General features: G+C 70.4%; 17 protein-coding genes. 12 read left to right on the forward strand and 5 right to left on the reverse strand.

Annotated elements, in window-relative coordinates:
• Window positions 1-53: 53 nt before the first annotated feature.
• The 5 genes from AB5J50_RS30680 to AB5J50_RS30700 all read left to right on the forward strand — a co-directional run bounded on the left by AB5J50_RS30680 (window position 54) and on the right by AB5J50_RS30700 (window position 10,758).
• A complete protein-coding gene (locus tag AB5J50_RS30680) occupies window positions 54-2,318 on the forward strand; it encodes a serine/threonine-protein kinase (RefSeq protein ID WP_369261383.1) in 2,265 nt (754 codons plus the stop codon).
• A gap of 170 nt (window positions 2,319-2,488) precedes the next feature.
• A complete protein-coding gene (locus tag AB5J50_RS30685) occupies window positions 2,489-5,389 on the forward strand; it encodes a protein kinase (RefSeq protein ID WP_369261384.1) in 2,901 nt (966 codons plus the stop codon).
• Window positions 5,390-5,566: 177 nt separating this feature from the next.
• On the forward strand, window positions 5,567-7,186 hold the full coding sequence (locus AB5J50_RS30690; RefSeq protein WP_369265554.1) for a serine/threonine-protein kinase: 1,620 nt from the start codon (window positions 5,567-5,569) through the stop codon (window positions 7,184-7,186).
• Window positions 7,187-7,280: 94 nt separating this feature from the next.
• Window positions 7,281-8,954 carry a serine/threonine-protein kinase gene (locus AB5J50_RS30695; RefSeq protein WP_369261385.1) on the forward strand — a complete coding sequence of 558 codons (1,674 nt, stop codon included), beginning with the start codon at window positions 7,281-7,283 and terminating at the stop codon, window positions 8,952-8,954.
• Between the two features lie 109 nt (window positions 8,955-9,063).
• Window positions 9,064-10,758, forward strand: a complete 1,695-nt coding sequence (locus AB5J50_RS30700) for a serine/threonine-protein kinase (RefSeq protein WP_369261386.1) — start codon at window positions 9,064-9,066, stop codon at window positions 10,756-10,758.
• Window positions 10,759-10,844: 86 nt separating this feature from the next.
• On the opposite strand, the gene AB5J50_RS30705 is transcribed toward AB5J50_RS30700, so the two are convergent.
• A complete protein-coding gene (locus AB5J50_RS30705) occupies window positions 10,845-11,684 on the reverse strand; it encodes a hypothetical protein (protein ID WP_369261387.1) in 840 nt (279 codons plus the stop codon).
• Between the two features lie 212 nt (window positions 11,685-11,896).
• Between AB5J50_RS30705 and AB5J50_RS30710 the strand changes: the two genes are divergently transcribed.
• Both AB5J50_RS30710 and AB5J50_RS30715 read left to right on the forward strand, forming a co-directional pair.
• On the forward strand, window positions 11,897-12,457 hold the full coding sequence (locus AB5J50_RS30710) for a barstar family protein (protein ID WP_369261388.1): 561 nt from the start codon (window positions 11,897-11,899) through the stop codon (window positions 12,455-12,457).
• A gap of 26 nt (window positions 12,458-12,483) precedes the next feature.
• On the forward strand, window positions 12,484-12,933 hold the full coding sequence (locus tag AB5J50_RS30715) for a hypothetical protein (RefSeq protein WP_369261389.1): 450 nt from the start codon (window positions 12,484-12,486) through the stop codon (window positions 12,931-12,933).
• Here AB5J50_RS30715 and AB5J50_RS30720 read toward each other — a convergent pair whose 3' ends face one another.
• Complete coding sequence (locus tag AB5J50_RS30720; RefSeq protein ID WP_369261390.1) at window positions 12,934-13,626, reverse strand: hypothetical protein; 693 nt, start codon at window positions 13,624-13,626, stop codon at window positions 12,934-12,936.
• A 178-nt stretch (window positions 13,627-13,804) separates the two neighbouring features.
• Between AB5J50_RS30720 and AB5J50_RS30725 the strand changes: the two genes are divergently transcribed.
• Window positions 13,805-14,062: a DUF4265 domain-containing protein gene (locus AB5J50_RS30725; RefSeq protein ID WP_369261391.1), complete on the forward strand. Its 258-nt coding sequence runs from the start codon at window positions 13,805-13,807 to the stop codon at window positions 14,060-14,062.
• 2 nt (window positions 14,063-14,064) lie between these two features.
• Here the strand turns inward: AB5J50_RS30725 and AB5J50_RS30730 are convergent, their stop codons facing one another.
• Together AB5J50_RS30730 and AB5J50_RS30735 are read right to left on the reverse strand one after the other, a co-directional pair.
• Window positions 14,065-14,256: a DUF397 domain-containing protein gene (locus AB5J50_RS30730; protein WP_369261392.1), complete on the reverse strand. Its 192-nt coding sequence runs from the start codon at window positions 14,254-14,256 to the stop codon at window positions 14,065-14,067.
• A 13-nt stretch (window positions 14,257-14,269) separates the two neighbouring features.
• Entirely contained in the window at window positions 14,270-15,121 is an 852-nt protein-coding gene (locus AB5J50_RS30735; protein WP_369261393.1) for a helix-turn-helix domain-containing protein, read from the reverse strand.
• Between the two features lie 246 nt (window positions 15,122-15,367).
• Between AB5J50_RS30735 and AB5J50_RS30740 the strand changes: the two genes are divergently transcribed.
• From AB5J50_RS30740 to AB5J50_RS30755, 4 genes are all read left to right on the forward strand, one after another.
• Window positions 15,368-15,847, forward strand: coding sequence for an ATP-binding protein (locus tag AB5J50_RS30740; protein WP_369261394.1), 480 nt, complete (start codon window positions 15,368-15,370; stop codon window positions 15,845-15,847).
• Window positions 15,844-16,578: a Uma2 family endonuclease gene (locus tag AB5J50_RS30745; protein ID WP_369261395.1), complete on the forward strand. Its 735-nt coding sequence runs from the start codon at window positions 15,844-15,846 to the stop codon at window positions 16,576-16,578. Before AB5J50_RS30740 ends, AB5J50_RS30745 begins: the two co-directional genes overlap by 4 nt.
• Before the next feature lie 138 nt (window positions 16,579-16,716).
• On the forward strand, window positions 16,717-18,429 hold the full coding sequence (locus tag AB5J50_RS30750) for a succinic semialdehyde dehydrogenase (protein WP_369261396.1): 1,713 nt from the start codon (window positions 16,717-16,719) through the stop codon (window positions 18,427-18,429).
• 166 nt (window positions 18,430-18,595) lie between these two features.
• A complete protein-coding gene (locus AB5J50_RS30755; RefSeq protein WP_369265555.1) occupies window positions 18,596-20,344 on the forward strand; it encodes a GMC oxidoreductase in 1,749 nt (582 codons plus the stop codon).
• Between the two features lie 170 nt (window positions 20,345-20,514).
• On the opposite strand, the gene AB5J50_RS30760 is transcribed toward AB5J50_RS30755, so the two are convergent.
• Complete coding sequence (locus tag AB5J50_RS30760; RefSeq protein ID WP_369261397.1) at window positions 20,515-21,510, reverse strand: LAETG motif-containing sortase-dependent surface protein; 996 nt, start codon at window positions 21,508-21,510, stop codon at window positions 20,515-20,517.
• Window positions 21,511-21,590: the final 80 nt, after the last annotated feature.

Consider the following 21,590-nt stretch of genomic DNA (forward strand, 5'->3'; position numbering starts at 1 on the left):
GTCGGGTGAGGGACAATGGAGGCTCTGTCAGGGCGGGTTGCATGAGGGGACGCATGTCGGAGGCGGAGCGGGCGGGAGCATCCCGTCAGGACAAGAGCGAACGTCTCCTCGCCGGGCGATACCGGCTGGGGGATGTTCTCGGCCGCGGCGGCATGGGCACGGTGTGGCGGGCCAAGGACGAAACCCTTGGCCGCACGGTCGCCGTGAAGGAGCTGCGGTTCCCGTCGAGCATCGACGAGGACGAGAAGCGGCGGCTGATCACGCGCACGCTGCGGGAGGCCAAGGCGATCGCGCGGGTCCGCAACAACGGCGCGGTGACGGTCTTCGACGTGGTCGACGAGGACAACCGGCCGTGGATCGTGATGGAGCTCGTCGAGGGCAAGTCGCTCGCCGAGGTCATCCGCGAGGACGGCCTGCTCACGCCGAAGCGCGCCGCCGAGGTCGGCCTGGCGATACTCGACGTGCTGCGTTCGGCGCACCGTGAGGGCATCCTGCACCGGGACGTGAAGCCGTCCAACGTGCTGATGTCCGACGACGGCCGGGTGGTGCTGACCGACTTCGGTATCGCGCAGGTCGAGGGCGACCCGTCCATCACGTCGACCGGCATGCTCGTCGGCGCGCCCTCGTACATCTCGCCGGAGCGGGCGCGCGGGCACAAGCCCGGTCCCGCGGCCGACCTGTGGTCGCTGGGCGGGCTGCTGTACGCGTCGGTGGAGGGCGTGCCTCCGTACGACAAGGGTTCCGCGATCGCGACGCTCACCGCGGTGATGACCGAGCCGGTGGAGCAGCCGAAGAACGCGGGGCCGCTGGAGAACGTGATTTACGGGCTGCTCGCCAAGGACCCCGAGCAGCGGCTCGACGACGCGGGCGCCCGGGCGATGCTCAACAAGGTGCTGCACACACCCGAGCCCCGGGAGACGGTGCCGGAGCCGGCGGACGCGACCAAGGTCGTGGCGTTGCCGCCGGTGCCCGACGAGGGCCCGGGCAAGGGGAGTTCGGGCGGCTCCGGGGCCAAGCGGGGCGAGGAGGCGGCGGATCGTCTTCGCGGGGCGCTGCGTTCCGTGCGGAAGGCCGCCTCGGTGGCTGGGGCTGCCACGGCGGCGGCCACCGCGGCGGCCACGGCGCGCGCGAAAGCTGTCGGCACGGAGGGTTCCGGGTCGGCGGCGGGCGACGGGGCGGCTTCCGCGGGTGCGGGTGCGGGTGCGGGTTCCGGTGTGGCCGGTGTGCCCAAAGCTGCGTCGCCTTCGGCGCCGGTGCCTCCCTCGCCGTCCGCGCCGCCTGTGTCGCCCGGGTTGCGGAAGGCTGCCGGTGCTGGTGTGGCTGCCGCCGGGACGGGTGCCGGCGCGGGTGCGGCTTCCTCCGGGAAGGCGGAGGTTCGTGACAGTACGTCGGTGAACTCCAGTTCGGCGGGTGCTGCTTCTGGAGCTTCTGGTGCCGCGGGTTCCGTGGGTGCTGGTGGGGCGGGCGGGCGAGCCGCGGGATCCGGGTGGCCGGTGGCTCCGGAGCGGCCGCCGCGGCCGGCGCCCCGGGCGCCGTTGACGGATGTGGTGCCGAAGCGGACGCTGGTGATCATCGCGCTGGTCGTGGTGCTGGCCGTGCTCGGGACCGTGCTGGCGCTCACGCTCGGTGGCGGGGACGACGACAACGGGTCGAAGGGCAGCAAGAGCGGCGGCACCAAGGCGGCCGCCTCCAGTGGGGCTACCACGGGAAGCGGCGGCAAGGACAGCGGCAGCGACGGCGACCACACGGACAGCGGTGCCAAGACGGGCTCCACCGCGGGTTCCGACCTGGGGGAGACAGCGAACGCCACGTCGGGCGCGAGCGCCAGTGCGAGCGCGTCGAGCGGGACGGACAGCGGCGGCAAGGAGTCGGGCTCGTCGGGCTCCACCGCGGTGTCGACGTACAAGGGCGGTCAGGGATTCTCGATCGGGCTGCCGAAGGGGTGGGAGTACCAGTCCACGGACAGCGCGGGAGCCCGGTTCACCGGCCCCGACGGGCAGAGGCTTCTGGTCGGCTGGACGACGACGCCCAAGGACGACCCCGTCGCGGACTGGGAGAACCAGGAGCGGTACATGACGCGCTCGCAGTACAAGCGGGTGCGCATAGAGAAGGTGGACTATCGCGGCTGGAACACGGCCGACTGGGAGTTCACCTACACGGAGAGCGGCACGAAGTACCGGTCGATCGACCGCGGGTTCGTCGTCAACTCCCACCAGGGATACGCGCTGATGTACACCGCGAAAGCGGCCAAGTGGGACAGTGAGCTGCGCAAGGACACATGGAAGACACTGACCACGACGTTCCAGCCGAAGTCGTGACGTACCGCTCGCCGATGTGACGTTCCGCCACGCATGGGGGCCCTGAGATCTCGCATCCCCACTTTGTGGATTGCCTCCGGCACGTATCGTGAGTGGTTGCGGACCGTACGAAGCCGTAACGGGACGCAAGGCGAACGGAATTGACCAACCCGTCGGCCGGGGGAGGCATCGTGGACGACTATGCGGGACGAGTACTCGCCGACCGCTACCGCCTGCCGCTGCCGCCGTCCGACGAGTACGAACTCGCCGAGACCCGGGCCTTCGACACCTACAGCGGGCAGGAAGTCCTGGTACGGCAGGTGCCGTTGCCGGAGGTCGTCGAGGCCGAGGTGCTCGACGCGGACGGGCTGCCCGAAGGGTTCGTGGCACGGGACGGCGGGGTGCGGCGGGCGTCCGCGCGGACCACGCGACGGCCCACCGAGCCGGCCGTGCGGCGGGCGATCGAGGCCGCTCAGGCCGCCGCGCAGATCCCCGACCATCCCCGGCTCGACCAGGTCTTCGACGTGTTCGCCGAGGGCGGGTCGCTGTGGATAGTGAGCGAGTTGGTGCCCGCGAGGCCGCTGGCCGCGCTGCTCGCCGAGAAGCCGCTGAGCCCCTATCGGGCCGCCGAGGTCGCCTCCGACGTCCTCACCGCGCTGCGCGTGCTGCACGCACACGGCTGGGTGCACCGGAACATCACCGCGCGCACCGTGCTCGTCTGCGACGACGGCCGCGTCATGCTGACCGGCCTGGCGGCGGGGGCCGCGGAAGAGGCGCTGTGCGGGTACGACCCGGTGCCGGTCCGGGAGGACATGGAGGCTGAGCCCGGGGCCGGAGCCGGGGCCGGTTCCGGTTCCGGTGGACACACCGGGCGGGCGGGGCACGGCGGTTCACCCGGTGCGGGCGGTGCCCCGCGCGGCGCCGGCGCCGTCACCGGTGGGGGCGGTGCCCCGCGCGGCGCCGGCGCCGTCACCGGTGGGGCTGTGCCTGGTACGCCCGGCGGGTCCAGCGGTTCCGGTGTGCGTGGTCCGGGTGGGGTCGGGTTCGGCGGCGGTTCGCCCGGCGTGGCCGTGGCGGCCACCGCGCCCGGAGCCGACCCCGAAGCCGCGCGGCGGGCCGCGATCGAGGCTCGGGCGGAGCAGGGGACGCCCGTATCGGGGACGCCCGCCGGCGGTGCGCCCGGCGCAGGACCGCGTGCGCTCGAAGCGGGCGGGGCAGGGGGCGCGGGGGGTGCGGAGGCCGACATTCGCGCGGCGCGCGCCGGCGCCATCGCCGCGTATCGCGCCGGGGCGCGTGCCGCTGCCCGCGTACAGGAAGAACAACGGGGCAACCAGGTCGCGCTGCCCGCGCCCCGGCCCTCGACACCGTCCGAACAGGCCGGGACGGCCGGACAGTCCGCCACCCCGGCACCCCCCGGCCAGATAGCCGACCCGTACGGAGTGGGGGGCGGCGCGACCTGGCACGGCGCCCAGCCGCGTACCGGCACCGTCGGCGGTGGCACCGGCCAGGGGCGCGCGGCGCTTCCCGGGGGCGCGAACGGCGCGGCGGCCGCGGGGTACGGCACTCCCGCGCTCGCGCCCGGGCAGCAGTTCTTCCCTGCCGGGCGTGGTGGCGGACCCGGCTCCCAGGTTTCTGCCCGCACGCCTGACCACATCCGAGCTCCTGGCCACGACCAGACTCATCAAACCCATCAAACCCATCAAACCCCTCATACCGCCACCAATGCCCAGGGCCAGGGCGGTCGTTGGGACGAGCTCGTCGCCGGTGCGCCGCCGCGCCGGGGGCCCAGCACGGCGCTCGCCGCGGAGCGGGCCCGGCAGGCGCGGATGGCTGTGGTGGGGCCGGTGACCGAGCGGTGGGCGCCGGAGCAGGCCGGGCCGGTGCACGAGAACTGGCAGCTGGCGGCGCCGATCGGGCCCCAGACCGACCTGTGGGCATTGGGGGCGCTGCTCTTCCGGGCCGTGCAGGGGCACGCGCCCTATCCGGAGGAGAACACCGCCGAGCTGGTGCAGTTGGTGTGCGCGGAGCCGCCCGCGTTCGCCGAGGAGTGCGGGCCGCTGCGGCCCGTCGTGGAGTCGCTGCTGCGCCAGGACCCCACCGAGCGGCTCGACTTCGAGGAGTTGCGCGGCTGGCTGCGTTCCCTCGTGCGGTCCGCGCCGGAGCCCGAGGCGGGCGCGCATGTCGTCGCCGCGCCCCCCGTCGACCCGAGCCGGCTGCCGATCGTACGGCGCCGGGGCGAGCTCGTCCGCAGGCGCCGCGCCGGGCTGCCCGCGACCAGCCCGCACGCCCGCCACAAGCGTGCCAAGCAGGACAAGCCGGCCAGGCAGGCAAGGCCGGCGAGATCGGCCAAGCCCCGCCGCCTGGGCCGGAATCTGCTCCTGCTGGTCCTGCTCCTGCTGGCCGCGGCGATCACGTACGCCATGGTCTTCATGCCGAAGGCCGAGTCGAGCAGCGGCAATGGCAGCGGTACGGACGGCGAGCGGACGGGCGCCGCCGGAGGTGTCAGCCCCGCCCCCGACACCAGCGGGGACGGCAAGGCGAGCAGTGAGCCGCGGCCGGACCAGACCTCGCCCGGCGCGGACAAGAGCCCCTCGGGTTCGTCCAGTTCGACGAAGTCGCAGACCGGCGACCCCGATGTCGCCCAGGGGTTCAAGCTCCGCAAGGACGCCGAGGGCTTCAGCGTCGCGGTGGCCGACGGCTGGGACCGTACGCCGAAGAACGGCAGAGGCCAGGTCGTGTACTCCCACGGGGACTTCGAGCTCATCGTCGTACCCGGCCGGGACAGCACGTCGACGTACGGCAGCGATCCGATGACGTACCAACGGGAGAGCGAGAAGGAACTGCAGCCGTTCCGGGACTCGACCTGGGCCACGTCCAGTGGGATGCGGCGGATCGAGGTGGGCGGACGGACCATGGCCGAGGGGCAGTTCACCTGGCAGGACTCCGCGGGACGCTCGCTCTATGTGCGCAACCTCGCGATCGTCGTCGGCGGGCGCTACCACGTGGTGCAGGTGCGCGGCCCGGAGGCCGAACGGGACGAGGTGACACGGCTGTACGAGCAGGCGTCGGCGACGTATCAGGTCACCGGCTGACCGGGCCTCAGCCCCTCACCCGGCCCATGTGGCCCTGAACGCCGAACGGTTCCCTTCCGTACCCGGAAGGGATAACCGTCACAGTGCGGTCTCCGTACGACCGCGCCGGTTCCCTGTGCGGGGGGCCGCTCCTTAGTCTGACCCCTGTCAAGAACATTGCGGGGAAACGTGAATCAGATGCAGGGCCTGCTCCTCGCGGGCCGCTACCGGCTTGTCGACATCATCGGCAGTGGTGGCATGGGCCGGGTGTGGCGCGCGCACGACGAGGTGCTGCACCGCGCGGTCGCGGTCAAGGAGCTGACCGCCGCGCTGTACGTCGCCGAGAGCGACCTGGCCCGGCTGCTCGCGCGTACCCACGCCGAGGCGCGGGCCGCCGCCCGGATCAACCACTCGGCCGTCGTCACCGTGCACGATGTCCTGGAGCACGACAACCGGCCGTGGATCGTCATGGAGCTGGTCGAGGGCAACTCGCTGGCCGACGAGGTCAAGGAGCGGGAGCGTCTTGAACCGGTCGAGGCGGCGCGGATCGGGCTGTGGGTGCTGCGCGCGCTGCGGGCCGCGCACGCCGCCGGGGTCCTGCACCGGGACGTGAAGCCCGGGAACGTACTTCTCTCCGCCGACCGGCGCGTGCTGCTCACCGACTTCGGGATCGCGCAGGTCGAGGGCGATACGACGATCACGCGCACCGGCGAGATCGTCGGCTCGGTCGACTATCTGGCGCCCGAGCGGGTGCGCGGCCACGACCCCGGGCCCGCCTCCGACCTGTGGGCCCTCGGCGCCACGCTGTACACGGCGGTGGAGGGGCGGTCGCCGTTCCGGCGCACCTCGCCGCTGACCACCATGCAGGCCGTGGTCGACGAGGAGCCCGCGCCGCCGCGACAGGCCGGCCCGCTGGAGCCCGTCATCACCGCGCTGCTGCGCAAGGATCCCGCCCAGCGCCCCAGCGCGTCGGAGGCCGAGCAGATGCTCGCCGAGGCGGCGGAGGGGCGACGCCCGAAGGCCGCGCAGGCGTATGTGCCGACGGAGCACATGGAGGGCGGTGGAGGCGACGCGGCGACCACCTCCGTACGCCCGCCCCAGACCCCGGTCGTGACCCTGCACCAGCCGCTGCCCGCGCCCGCCTCCGCCGCGCCCAGGAAGCGGGGTCGGGGCCGCAGGGCCGTCCTCGTGATTGTCATGGCTGCGCTCGTCGGCGGTGGCAGCGCCGCGGCCATGCGGTACGCGGACGGCTGGCGCAAGGACACCACCGCGTCGACCGGCACCGTGGGCGGAAAGGGCAGCTCGGGTGGGACGAGCGGGACGGGTGGGAAGAGCGCGACGCAGACGCCCGCCGGTGCCGTCCCCGACAACTGGCACCGGGTCGACGACGTCGAGGGCTTCAGCCTCGCTCTGCCCAAGGGCTGGGAGCGGCAGGCCAACGGCACCCAGGTCGACTACACACCCGACGGCGGCGAGCACTTCGTCCGCATCGCCGTGGACGACTCGCCCGACTTCGACAACCCGTACATGCACCAGCTGGACCTGGAGCAGCAGTTGACGAAGCTGAGCGAGTACCAGCGGGTGAGCCTCCAGGCCAACACCTTCCGGGACTGCCACGGTTCGCTGTGGGACTTCACCTGGACAGCGCTGCCGAAGCAGACGCCGTTCCCGGGGCCGCGCCGGGCCATCGAGCAGACGTATCTCGCGCGGGACGGCGTCGAGTACGCGATCTACATGTCGGCGCCGGCGGCGGACTGGGACACCGCGCGTCAGCAGTTCGACGCGATACTGCGCGGCTGGCGCCCCCCGGCCTCCTAGCAGCCCGGCCTCCTGGCAGCCCTGTCGCCCGAAGCCCCCAACTAGGCCGGTTGCCGCCCGGAGGGTCCTCGTCCGGTGCGGCATGATGGGGCCCATGGGGACCGAGGGGGAGAACGTCCGTGTGATCGCGGGCCGGTACCGGCTGGAGGCCAGGATCGGGCGGGGCGGCATGGGCGTCGTATGGCGCGCCGCCGACCAACTGCTCGGCCGCCGGGTCGCGGTGAAGGAACTCGCGGTCGACGACTCGCTCTCGGAGGACGAGGCCCGGCTGCAACGGGACCGCACCCTGCGGGAGGCCCGCGCCGTCGCGCAGCTGCGGCATCCGCACATCATCGTCGTGCACGACGTGGTCGTGGACGACGACCGCCCGTACATCGTGATGGAGTTGATCGACGGCGGCTCGCTCGCCGAGCGGATCTCCGCCGACGGCCCGGTCGACGCGCGTGAGGCCGCCCGTATCGGCATCGGCCTCCTCGGCGCGCTGCGCCGCGCGCACGACGCGGGCGTCCTGCACCGGGACCTCAAACCCGCCAACGTCCTGATGGAGGCGGGCACCGACCGCGTGGTCCTCACCGACTTCGGCATCGCCCAGGTCGCGGGCGCGACGACGCTCACCGAGAGCGGGGCGTTCGTCGGCTCGCCCGAGTACACCGCACCCGAGCGGATGTCCGGGGTCAGGACGGGCCCCGAGTCCGACCTGTGGTCGCTCGGCGCGCTGCTGTGCACCGTGCTGAGCGGTGAATCACCGTTCCGCCGCGACTCGTTGGGCGGCATCCTGCACGCCGTCGTCGTCGACGAGATTCGTCCACCCGCCCAGGCCACGCCGCTGCTGCCCGTCGTACGGGGGCTGTTGGAGCGCGACCCCGAACGGCGGCTCGACGCGGCGGAGGCGGAGCGCATGCTGCGCGCCTTCCGGGACACGGGCCGTACGCCACGGCTGCTGACCCCGTACACGCCCACGCAGCGGGACGTACCGAAGCGGAAGCCCGCACCGCCTCCGCCGTCGTCCTCGGCCTCGACCTCGTCCGCGCCCTCCACGGTGGAGGAACGATCCGCGAAGCACTCCACGCGCGGCATCCTCGTCACCGCCGCGCTGGTCGCCGCGATGGCCGGGGCGGGCGTGTCGGCCGCGGCGCTGCTGATGAACGACGGTGGGGGCGGGGGCGGTACGCCGTCCTCGTCGAGCACGTCTTCGTCCAGGTCTACGTCTACGTCGACATCCAGGGCTACGGCGGGAGGTGCGTCGGGGTCCTCCTCGACGTCCGCGAGCCCCGGGCCCACCGTCACCGTGACCCGGCAGCAGACTCCGACCGCCACCGCGCGTACGGCGCCCTCCGGTTACCGCGTCGCCGACGACCCGTACGGGTTCTCGCTCGCCGTGCCCCGCGACTTCACGCGGGATCCGCAAGGCGAGCGGGTCTTCTACATGTCACCGGGGGAGACCTTCCGCCTCGGCATCAAGGTGACCGATCCCGAGACGGGCGGCCCGCTCGGGGTGATGCAGCGGGCGGACGCCAAGGGCCCGTCCACGAACCCGGGTTACCGCGACGGCACGGTCACGCAGACCGCGCACAACGGACAGACCGCCGCGCTCTGGGAGTTCACCTGGAACGGCTTCACCAAGGCGGAGGGCGCGCGGCACACGTACGACCTCTGCTGGGAGGAGGGCGGCCGGATGTACGACGTGTGGGTGTCGGCGCCCGTCGGGAAGGTGACGGAGGCGAAGGAGTACTTCGACGTGGCGGTGGATACCTTCGTACGCACATAAAATTCGTACGTATATAAAACCCCCATAAGCGGCGAGGTGCGTCACGGGTGTGTGACCACGAAGGAATGGGGCTGGATGACGGAGCGCCTGCCGCGATAGAGATGGACTTATGAGCAACAACGGGGGAGTCCCTTACGGATCCGACGAGCCAACGAGTTTTGGTCTGCAACCGCCGCGTCCGGCGGTGCCGGGGCAGCAGCCGGGTGGTCCCGGACAGCCTCCCGCGGTCCCGTACCCGGGGAATCCGTACGCCGCGCCCACTCAGGTCGTACCGCAGCAGCAGGCGCTGACGGATGCCCAGGTGGACGCTCAGGAGCCGGGCGCCGGGCGGTTGATCGCCGGGCGCTACCGGCTTCTCTCCAAGCTCGGCCACGGCGGCATGGGCACGGTCTGGCGGGCCAAGGATGAGACGGTGGACCGCGAGGTCGCCGTCAAGGAGCCGCGCGTTCCGGACCATCTTCCCGATCGCGAACGCGCCAACGCCTTCGAGCGAATGCGTCGCGAGGCACGGGCGGCGGCGCGGCTCGACCACCCGGCGGTCGTGAACGTCCACGATGTCGCCGTCGTGGACGGACAGCCCTGGATCGTCATGGAGCTGGTGCAGGGCCGCTCGCTCGGCGACGCCCTCCAGGAGGGCACGCTCGGCGTACGCGAGGCCGCGCGTGTCGGTCTGGAGGTGCTCGGCGCCCTGGAGGCCGCGCACGCGGCGGGCATCCTGCACCGTGACGTCAAGCCCGACAACGTCCTGCTCGGCCGCTACGACCGCGTCGTCCTCACCGACTTCGGCATCGCCCAGATCGAGGGCGAGACGAACCTGACGGACACCGGCGGCTTCGTCGGCTCACCCGAATACATCGCTCCCGAGAGAGTGTTGGGCCAGCGCCCCGGCCCGGCGTCCGACCTCTGGTCGCTCGGCGTGGTGCTCTACACGGCCACCGAAGGCGTCTCCCCCTTCCGCCGCAGCAACACGCCCGCCACCCTCCAGTCGGTCCTCAACTCCACGCCCGCGCCGCCCGGTTCGGCCGGCGGCCCGCTCGCCGAGGCCATCAACGGCCTCCTGGACAAGGACCCCTCCCGCCGCCCCGGCGCGGGCCAGGTCCGCAGCCTCCTGGAGGACGCCGCGAAGCCGCCCGCCCCGGCGCCTACGCAGGTCGTGCGGATCGAGGGGCCGGGCGGCAAGGGCCTCCGTGTCGGTCGTAAGGCCCTGTTCGGGCTCGGCGCAGCGGTTGTCGCGGCGGCGGTGGCGGCGTACCTGGTGATCGCGGACCCGTTCGCGGGCCCGCTGCCGGACGGCTGGAAGAAGCACCACGTGCAGGATGTCGCCGCGACGCTGGCGGCGCCCGCGTCCTACAAGCCCTCCACGCCGGACCGGTCGACGGACAAGGGTCACTGGGTCACATACACCGACCCGAGCGGCAGCATCTGGATCGGCCTGACCCGCGCCAAGAAGTCCGAGGACACCAGCAAGACCATCAAGGACTCCGCGGCGGCCGAAATGTACGCCGACAACGACAAGTTCAAGGCTGACGGCGAGTACGACCTCGGCATGCCCGAGAATCCGAAGACGACGCCGGACGACAACACGACGTACAAGGGCAACAAGTCCGCCGAGAACACAGTGACCTACACGACCACCGACAGCCAGAACCCCCGCCTCCGCGAGCTGAAGATCTTCTACTACGAGTCCAAGGCGGGCGACATGTACAAGCTCACGATCAGCTACCCGGGCCAGGGCGACTTCACGGCACGGGGCCGTGAAGTCGCCAGGACGGCGATCGCGAACCTGGACATCGACAAGCTGTGAGGCGAGCCTCCGGGCTCAGGTCCAGGTCAGGTCCGGGCTCAGGTCCGGGCTCAGGTACGGGCTCAAGTCCGGGCTCAGGTTCGGCCTCAGGCGAGCTTGGCGGCCTGGGCCTTGATGATGTCGGCGGGGATTTCGTAGTCGCCGGCGCCGCCCTCGCCCGAGAAGGCTGCCAGGCTGAAGGCGTAGTACGTGGCGACCGTGCTGCCATGGCGTACGACTTCGCAGTGCACGACGACGTCGTCACCGTCCGCGTCACCGGTCACCGCGAACGCCAGTGACTCGTCGCCGGTCCCGGACGCCTTCTCGGCCTCGACCTTGGTGAACTTCTCGGTGTCGTCCTTCGCCCCGCCCTTCGGCGTGGCCGTGAACCCGCTCGCGCACCCCTTGATCGCGTCGGAGACCGAGGACATGGTCTTCTGGGCGCCCTCACCCTCGTACGACGAGAGCGAGACGATCGTCACCGTCTGCCCGAGGGCGCCGGTGATGTTCTTCATCGCCTCCTCGAACTCCTTGTCCGTCATGTCCTCCAAGCTCTTGGTGGAGGACGCGCTGGGCGAGGCGGCCTGCTCCGAGACCATACGGTTGACGAACGCGGCCGAGTCGCCGGGCGCGAACCCGGTGAGGACGTACGCGAGCGGCTCGCACTTCTCGTCAACGACCGTGACGTCGTCCTTGGAGGACGCGAACCCGGCGGTCTGGTCCGCCGCTCCGACCTTGTACCCGTCGACGTCACCCGTCGCGATGATCCGGCTCTTCAACTCGGTGGCGCTCAGGGCCTTCGCGGCGGCCGTCGACTTGTCGGAGCCGGCGGCCTTGTCGCTGTCGCCCGAGTCGGATCCGCTGTCGGAGCAGCCGGTGGCCAGGGCGAGCGAGAGGGCCGAGGCGGCCACTGCGATGCCGGTGCGCGACAGCGCGAATCTCTTCATTTTTAAGGAGGTTCCTTCGATGCTCGTGAGGTGAAGGGACTATGAGGCTCAGGTCAAGGGAACGTCAAGTTCTTAAAATCCTGACGCCCGGCTTGACCGGATCCGCGGCACATGGCCTGTGGATGAGCTGTGAGCTCACGGGCGACGAACGGCCGAGCTGGCAGCGGTTGTTAAGGTCCAGCTCTCGCCAACTCGGCATAGAGGAGGGCCCTGTGGCGCGCCTGGACGATCCTGGCCGGAGTCCGTTCGAGCTCACTCGTCGTGAGGAGCCGTGGGTCGTCTTCGCCCCGGAGGGTGACGCGGTGCTTGCGCGGCAGTTGGCTGTACTGGAGCAGCGGCGGGGAGGTCTGGTCGTTCACCTGCCGGCAGAGGAACTGACCACCCCCGAGAGCCTGTTCCTGGCCTTCGCCCGCTCGCTCGAGTTCCCCGGCTACTTCGGCCACAACTGGGACGCCCTGGTCGACTGCCTGGACGACCTGCACGGCTCCTGGCACGGGAACCGTGACCTCGCGGTCGTCGTCGACGATGCCGACCTCCTGCTCGACGTCGACCACCTGCCGCTCTTCGTCTCCGTGCTCTGCCAGGCCGCCGCCCGCGCCAACTCCTCTGTGGACGCCGACGGCGACTCCCGGGACGACAGACCGGCGATCGCCCAGCACTTCGTCTTCGTGTGCCGCGATGTCCCGCCGGGGGAGTTCGCCTCCCGGCTCGTGCGGCCGGACGTGGATGTCGAGTCGTCCGGTACGTACGTGACGGTGTCAGTGGCCCAGTAGGCCACCAGTAGGAGGGATGGCGTCGTATGACCTACGGAAGCCGCCCGGGCAACCTCCCGGGCTTCATGAACGACCCGAACGACGATGACGGCAGCCAGGTCGTGAAACTGGACCACGCCGAGAGCCGTGAGCTGGAGGCCCTGAGCCTGAACAGGTTTCCGCCCACCGTGAGCGCCGGCCTCGACTGGGACTCGGCCGTGTACGACGAGCGGCGAAGCTGGGGCGACGAGGACGACTGGGCGAAGATCGCGGCGGATCTGCTCACTCCCTACGTGTCGGAAGGCAGGCGCGTCGCCGTCTTCTGGGGAGACCTCAGAGTCCCGACGGTGACCATTCCGGCCGAGACTGCGGTACGCCACGCACGGAAACTCCTGAGCATGGAGCCCCACTTCTGGATCTACCCGCTGGGCGGCCCGGTCCTCATCGAGTGCCTGATGGACGGCCAGGTGACGGTCGCGCCGATTCCGTCTGGCTGATCAATCCAGAGTCGGGGACGCGGGAACCCGGACGGCGGCCTGAAGGCAGTGAACGACCCGCCGATGTGTGTCCCCGACCTGGTCCGTGGCATCCACCTGGATCAGGAGCTCCTCGATCTCGGCCATGGCCCGACGGGTGAAGAGGGCGAGTATCCCTGCCTTCTGACTGGAGTTGGACAGCGGAAAGGACGGCCCGAGCGCACGCAGCGAGTAGTCCTCCCCGTGCACCAGCCCCGCCTCGCCCAGTACGGAGACGGCGTCGTCCCGGGACATCCAGGCCGACGCGGCCACCCGGGCACCGGGCTGCGGGTCGCCCCGGAGGACGACCCGGTACTTCGGATCGTGAAACTGCGCCGCCGCCCCCGTCCCGTTGACCAGCCGGACCATCCAGGCGAGCGGTTCGGTGAGCTCGGACACCGCAACGACGTATCCCACCCAGCCGATCATCGGCCTTACGGCAGAGGCGTATTGGGCCCGCGCGAAGATGAGCCCGGCGGTGACGGTGGTGGCGGTGGTGGCGGACTGGACATCGAGCAGTTCGAGCTTCCAGGGCCAGGAGTCCCGGGCCGAAGCCGGTACGTTGACCCGCACGACGCTCCACACGAGCACCAACGCGGCCAGACCGAGAAGGATGACCGGAACCTTGAAAAGCGCCGTGTTCCGAAGCACCCGCCGCTGAGGTTCGTTGTCCATGCCTCTCCTGCCCCCTGGGGAGAACACTGACGCGCGAGCGTCGATGGTAGGGGGCGGGGGGTGGGTGCGAAAGGGGGCGGTCGGTGCGGGTGCTTTTCCATCGGTCAGTGGGGTCTGCTTCTGCGCCGCGGTTGAGCGAGTAGTTCAGGAAAGTGGGGTCAGGCTTTGAGCGAAGCGGATGTCGGATTCGGTGTGTGAGCTCGTCAGCATTCCGTTCTTTGTCGAGGGGGTGAGTAAAGGGGACCTGGTCTCCTACTCCGCGGGAGGCGCCGGCGAGTTCGAGTTCGAAGAACTCCTGTCTGTCCGGGGTCATTCGACATTGCGCATCATCTTCTTCGACGAATACCGTTCGGTGATGACCATCGTTGAGGCGGGACTGAATAGCGAACTCTGGGACTATGAAGAGTCCTGTGTCGCTCAAGGCCATCGCATGTGACGTCAGGAAAGGCCCTGATCCGAATCCCGCAAGGTGGTTATCAGGGCGTCGATCTGGCGTCGGCCGGTGGTGAGGACGACCTCCGGTTCGTCGCTTTCGCGGAGGAGGATCGTTCCGGCGGGGGTGGTGGCGAGGTAGACGCAGGAGGCCCCCGACTCGCTGTAGGTGGACTTCTGCCAGTTGAGTTTGGTCATGGAGTGTCGGTCCTCAGGTGTCCTTGGCGATGCGGTGGATGAGGTCTCGGGATGCTGTGGGTTTGAGGGTCGCCCGCTCCATGCGGTCCAAGACCAGTCGGTACGTCTCCAACTTCCCGGCGGCGTCGATGAGTTCGCTGCCGTGGCTCGTATCCAACTGCGCGGTGTCAAGGGCGGTTACCGGGCCGTGCGCGTAGTCGAGCCCGTGACCTGCGGTCGGGAACGAGGTTCCGTCGAAGGGGATGACGCGAAGGGTGACGTGCGGTTGTTCGCTGATCTCGATGAGGTGGCGGAGCTGGCCCCGGGTCACCTCGCGGCCACCGAACTGCATGCGCAGGGCGGCCACGTGGATGATCGCGGTGTACTGCACCGGATGGTCTCGGAAGAGGATGACCTGGCGTTTGATGCGGTGCGAGACGCGGTGTTCGATCTCGTGAGGGCGTAGCGCCGGGACGGCTTCGCCGAAGAGGGCACGGGCGTGGTCGGGTGTCTGGAGCAGGCCGGGAATGTTGATGACCTGGGCGACGCGCAGCGCGGTGGCGTGGTGTTCCATCTCGGCCACGTCCAGGTGGGGCGAGGGCAGGGTGTCGCGGTACTCCTCCCACCAGCCGCGCGTGCGGTCGGCGGCCATGTCCGCGAGGGCGTCGACCAGTGGCTGGTCGGTGCAGTCGTAGATGTGGGCGAGGGTGCGCACGCGGTCGGCGCTCACGCCGAATCGGTTGGCCTCGATGTTGCTCATCTGGCCTTGAGTCGTGCCCAGGGCGCGAGCCGCCTCTGCCGCAGTCATGCCCGCACGTTCGCGCAGCCGGCGCAGCTCGACGCCGATGCGGAGGCGGCGCGCTGACGGTGCGCTCCTCGGTGCCATGTCCTAGCTCCGTTCCGTACACCTGGCGTGGTGGTCACTCACACGAGGTAAATGCCTGAAGGTTTTGCCCTTCTATGCAAAACCTTCAGCATCCGCAGTCTACGGTGAGTCCCAAGCCGCCCAACTGGCCCCACCGGTAAGCCGGAAGCGCACCGCGCTGCCCGCCAACAAGCAAGCTCGCGGCATGCCACCGCCCAGTCGGGCCCTGTAGGGCGAACCCAAATCCCCCCACCGCAGGAGGCGTTCATGGTCACCGTATCCCCGCCGAAGTCCGATGCGTCCGCATCGTGGGCGTACGCCCTCCAGTTGCCGCACGACCGACTCGCCCCGCGCATCGCCCGAGTCACCCTCCGAGCCGTCCTCGCCGGACATGGCCTGACCCAACTCACCGACACCGCCGAACTGTTGACCTCCGAACTCGTCACGAACGCCTACCGGCACTCCACCGGCCCCGCGACCCTCCGCCTCCGCGCCCTCGGCGGCGTCCGCCTGAGGCTGAGCGTCTGGGATGCCAACCCGCACATCCCGCCCCCTTTCGACAAGCGCCCGGGCCCGCTCCACCCCGTCCCGGCCGAGGCGGACGGCGGACGTGGACTGTTCCTCGTATGTCACTACGCGGACGCATGGGGCGGCTACCCGCTTGGCGACGACCTCTTCGGGCGGGGCGGGAAGCTGTTGTGGTGCGAGGTCGAGGCGCCGGCTGCCGACCGTATGGCTGCGGAGTGAGGGCCGCCGAGCAGCGGGCGGCGGAATCTTCATGGCGCTACCGTGGAGGCAGCGACACGCCCTGTAATCGGTGGAGGACCGCGGTGACCATCATGAGCGAGCGCCCGGCGGCCATAGACGCTCCTCCAACCGGAGCCTTTGAGGACATGCTCCGGATTGTCGAGGAGCTGGACACACCTGACGGCTACAAGGCCGAACTCATCCGGGGGAAGATCGTCGTGTCGCCGTGGTCGAAGCTGCGCTACAAGAGGGTGATGAAGTCGCTGCGCCTGCAGCTTGAGCCTCACGCGCCGGTGGGGCACGACGTTGACGTGGCGCCTTTTCTCTTCACCTTTCCGGGGGCGGAGCGGGGATTCGGCCCCGACCTCCACGTAGCGGACGAAGCCGCTTTCGACGCCGAAGGTCGGCACGCCGACGGAGCGGCACTCTCCCTGGTCGCTGAGTTGACCTCCGCGTCCACCAAGGACGCCGACTGGCTCGACAAGGTGGACACCTATGGGCGCGTCGTGCCCGTCTACCTCATGCTCGACATGCAGGTGGAGGAGATCACCGCGTTCTGGGACCCGTCGGGGAAGGGATACCGGTCGCGGACCACCGTCCCCTTCGGGAAGCCCCTCCACGTACCCGCACCCTTCGACTTCGAGCTCGACACCTCCGGGTTCGCCGCCCGCCCGGACGGTGAGGCCCAGCAGGACGCCAAGAAGAACGCCGAGAAGGATGTCCAGGAGTGATCAACCCGTGATCGTCGGGCGAACAACGCCCTGATCAGCGCATTCGTTGCCAGCGATCACTGGCGCCGTGTGTGCGGTCGGTGAAAGCCGATTACCGACGGGTACCCAAAGCCGCCGGTCGGGCATACCCTGCGGCTCATGACGGACTCGCAGGCCGCGGAGCAGGCCAAGGAAGACGCCGGTACGGACGCCCCCGGCACGGACGCCACGGATGTCACGGATGTCACGGACGCCACGGGCGACACCACCGGCGCTGCCGCCAAGGTCGGTACCAACCCCCTGGCCCCCGCCCCCGCAGGGGCCCGGACCGCCGTCGACGTGGTCACCCCCGAGCTGGTCGCGCAGCTCACCAAGGGTGTGGTCGGTTCCGGGCGGACCGCCAATCACACGCCGTTCACCGGCGAGAAGCTGGCCGATCTGCCCGAGTCCACCCCCGAGGACGTGGCCAAGGCCTTCGAGCGGGCCCGCGCCGCCCAGGTCGCCTGGGGTGCCACCCCGGTGCGGCAGCGCGCCGCCGTACTCCTCCGCTTCCACGACCTCGTGCTCGCCCGCCAGGCCGAGGTGCTCGACCTCATCCAGCTGGAGACCGGCAAGGCCCGGCTGCACGCGCACGAGGAAGTGCAGGCCGTGGTCGTCGCCGCGCGGCACTACGGGCGCAAGGCACCCTCGTACCTCCGTCCCAAGCGGCACACCGGCGCCGTCCCGACCCTCACCAAGGTCACCGAGCTGCGCCACCCGCGCGGGGTCGTCGGCCAGATCGCGCCCTGGAACTACCCCCTCGAACTGTCCGTCGGCGACGCGCTGCCCGCCTTCGTCGCCGGCAACGCCGTCGTCATGAAGCCCGACACCGAGACCTGCCTCACCGCCCTCTGGGCGCGTGACCTGCTCGTCGAGGCCGGGCTGCCCGCCGAGGTGTTCCAAGTCGTCATCGGGGACGGGCCTGTTGTCGGCCCCGAGGTCGTCAAGCACGCCGACTACGTCTCCTTCACCGGCTCCACCCGGACCGGGCGTGAGGTCGCGCAGGGCGCCGCCGCCCGGCTCGTCGGTGTCTCCCTCGAACTCGGCGGCAAGAACGCCATGGTGGTCCTTGAGGACGCCGACATCGACAAGGCCGCCGCGGGCGCCGTCCGCGCGTGTTTCTCCTCCGCCGGTCAACTCTGCATCTCCATCGAGCGGTTGTACGTCCACGAGTCGATCGCCGACGCGTTCGCGGAGCGGTTCGCCGCCCGTACCAAGGCCATGCGGCTCGGCACGTCGCTCGCGTACGGCGCCGACATGGGCTCGCTCGTCGGGGAGCGGCAGCTGGAGACCGTGACGCGGCATGTGGAGGAGGCCGTGGCGAAGGGGGCCAAGGTGGTCGCGGGTGGTGTGGCTCGCCCGGACATCGGGCCCTACTTCTTCGAGCCCACCATCCTCGACGGCGTCGAAGCCCCCATGGCCGTCTGCGCCGAGGAGACCTTCGGGCCCGTCGTCTCCCTCTACCGGTTCAAGACCGAGGACGAGGTGGTCGAACTCGCCAACTCCACGCCGTACGGCCTCAATTCGTCCGTCTGGACCAAGGACGGGCGGAGGGGGCGCGCCGTCGCGGCCCGGCTGCGCACCGGGACGGTGAACGTCAACGAGGGGTACGCGCCCGCGTACGGCAGCGTCCAGTCGCCCATGGGCGGCATGAAGGACTCCGGCCTCGGCCGCCGGCACGGCTCCGAGGGCATCCTCAAGTACACCGAGGCGCAGACCGTCGCCCAGCAGCGGCTGCTGCCGATGGCGCCGTCGCTCGGCATGGACGACGAGGGGTACGCGGCCTTCATGAGCCGGAGCCTCAAGGTCATGAAGGCGTTGCGCCTCCGCTAGGTCTCAACCCCGTTCTCAACGAGGAGAGCAGCACGTGTCACAGGAGAACTCCGTCCAGAACCAGCCGGACGAAGGGCCGCGCGAAGCGGCGCACGAGGCAGCCCCTGAAGCAGCCCCTGAAGCAGCCCCTGAAGCAGCTCCCGAAGCGGCCTACGACTATGACGTCATCGTCGTCGGCTCCGGCTTCGGCGGCTCCGTCACCGCCCTGCGGCTGACGGAGAAGGGCTACCGCGTCGGCGTCCTCGAAGCGGGCCGCCGCTTCACCCGTGACGCGCTGCCCAAGAACTCCTGGGACATCAAGAACTACCTCTGGGCCCCGAAGCTCGGCATGTACGGCATCCAGCGCATCCATCTGCTGGGCAATGTGATGGTGCTGGCGGGCGCCGGCGTCGGCGGCGGTTCCCTGAACTACGCCAACACCCTCTACGTACCGCCGAAGCCCTTCTTCGAGGACCCGCAGTGGAAGGACATCACCGACTGGGAAGGGGAGTTGAAGCCGTACTACGACCAGGCCCGGCGCATGCTGGGCGTGCGGCTCAACCCGACCATGACGCCGTCGGACGTCCATCTCAAGGCGGCCGCCGAGCGGATGGGCGTCGGCGACACCTTCCACATGGCGCCGGTGGGCGTCTTCTTCGGGGACGGGGAGGACGCCGACGGAAGCGCGAAGGCCAAGGCCGGCGAGGAGGTCGCCGACCCGTACTTCGGTGGCGCCGGTCCCGCCCGCAAGGCCTGCACCGAGTGCGGCGAGTGCATGACCGGCTGCCGCCACGGCGCGAAGAACACCCTCAACGAGAACTATCTCCACCTCGCCGAGAAGGCGGGCGCCGTCGTCCACCCCATGACGACCGTCGTGTCCGTCACCGACGACTCGCAGGGCGGGTACGCGGTCCAGACCCTCCCCACGGACGAGAAGCGCAAGGCCGCCGGGCGGACGTTCAAGGCTCGGAGGGTCGTCATCGCCGCCGGAACGTACGGCACCCAGACGCTCCTGCACCGCATGAAGGCAGGCGGTCAACTCCCGTACATCTCACCCAAGTTGGGCGAGCTCACCCGCACCAACTCCGAGGCCCTCGTGGGCGCGCAGACCGACAACCGCCGCTACCGCAGGGCCACCGGTGAGCCGAAGGTCGACTTCACGCGCGGAGTCGCCATCACGTCCTCGATCCACCCCGACGAGAACACCCACATCGAGCCGGTCCGCTACGGCAAGGGATCCAACTCGATGGGCGGCCTGTCCATCCTCCAAGTCCCGTACGCGGAGGGCTCGTCGAGGGTGGTGGGCTGGCTGGCCAACGCCGCGAGGCATCCGCTGCTGGTGCTCCGCTCACTCTCCAACCGCAAGTGGTCCGAGCGGACCATCATCGGATTGGTGATGCAGTCCCTCGACAACTCACTGACGACCCATCTGAAGCCGAAGGGCGCGGGGAAAGGGCTGCTGACGGCACGTCAGGGTCACGGTTCCCCCAACCCCAAGCAGATCAGGGCCGCTTCGGAGGCCGCCTCCGCGATCGCCGCCGAGATCAACGGCTTCGCTGGGAGCAACGTCGGTGAGCTGATGGGTACGCCGCTGACCGCGCACTTCCTGGGCGGCTGCCCCATCGGCGCCAGTGCCGAGGACGGGGTCATCGACCCGTACCACCGGCTGTACGGCCACCCGGGCATCTCCGTCGTCGACGGCGCCGCGGTCTCCGCCAACCTCGGCGTCAACCCGTCGCTCACCATCACCGCCCAGGCGGAGCGCGCGATGTCGTACTGGCCCAACAAGGGCGAGGCCGACCCGCGCCCGGCGCCGGGCGCGGCGTACGAGCGCCTCGCGCCGGTCGAGCCGCAGCACCCGGCCGTCCCCGCGGACGCCTTCGGTGCGCTGAAGCTGCCGTTCCTGGGGATGCCGACGGTGCCGCCGAAGTCGTAGTCGTAACCCGGCCGCCGAAGTCGTCACCCCGCGGCACCTGTTAATCCCCGTACGGACAAAGAAAGTAACCCCCCGTACAGACAGAGAAAGAAGGACCTGCGCCCCCCTCCGAGCGCAGGTCCTTCTTCTCTTACGAGGCGTGATGCCTACGTGGACTGTCTCCGGCCGCCTTACGCGGTCGCGTCACCCGACTTGCGGCGACGAACGACGAACACCGCACCGGCACCGGCGACGACGGCGAGACCGCCGGTGAGGCCGATCAGCGGCAGGGCGGAGCTGGAGCCGGTCTCGGCGAGGCTGCCGTCGACCTCCGGCGTGTTGCCCTTGTCGGCGGGCTTGTCCGAGACCGGAGCCTCGCCGCCTTCCTGCGGCTTGGTGCCGTCGGTGTCCGTGCCGGCGGCGACGATCTGGAACTTGTACGCGACCTCGCCGATGCCCGTGCACTCCGCGTCGGCGTCGCCGTAGATGCTGGCGCCGAGGGAGAAGCCGGCGCCGACCGGGGCGCTGGACTTCACGTTGATACGGAGCGGGATGTCGACCTCGTAGTCGGGCTTGAGCTCGTCGGTGTAGCCGACGAAGCCGACCGCGTAACCCTCGGAGTCGACGTCCTCCCAGACCTTGTCGTCCGGGTTGTAGGCCTGGAGCTGGACCTTCTTGCTCTGGAAGAGGTCCTCACCCGCCTGGTCGGAGGACGCGCCGGCGAAGAAGCCGAGGTCGCTCAGGTTGGAGTCGGAGTTGTTGAGCACGTTCAGGGAGAACTTGTGCCAGCCGCTGCCCGCCGCGATCTTGCCGGGCAGACCCGTGATGGACACGTCGACCTTGGTGTCCTCGCACGCGGAGGGCTCCGGGTCCGGAGACTCGGACTCCTCGGGCGCGGAGGTGCTCGGCGCCGGGGTGGAGGCGGAGGCGGACGCGCTCGCGGAGTCGCTCGGGGCCGGAGCGGTCTCGCTCGCGGACTCGGACACGGACGCGGAGGCGGTCGCCTCGGGGGTGGTCTCGGGCGCGGTCGGCGTCGCCGACTCGCTCGGAGACTCGGATTCGGGCGCGGACGCACTCGCGACCGGGGTGGCCGTCTCGTCGGCGAACGCGGCCGGCGCCGACAGCAGCGCCAGCGGGGCTATGGCAGCCGTCGCGGCCGCGACGGCCATGGCACGGCGAAGCTTCATGAAGACCTCGGAAGTCCAGGTGCGCCGCGGCATCGCGGCGCTCGAGTGTGTTGTGAGGCCTCCGCGTGTGGGGCGCGGGT

Origin of the sequence: Streptomyces sp. R35, from assembly GCF_041053035.1 — a bacterium.
In the GTDB taxonomy this organism is placed as follows: Bacteria; Actinomycetota; Actinomycetes; order Streptomycetales; family Streptomycetaceae; genus Streptomyces; species Streptomyces lutosisoli.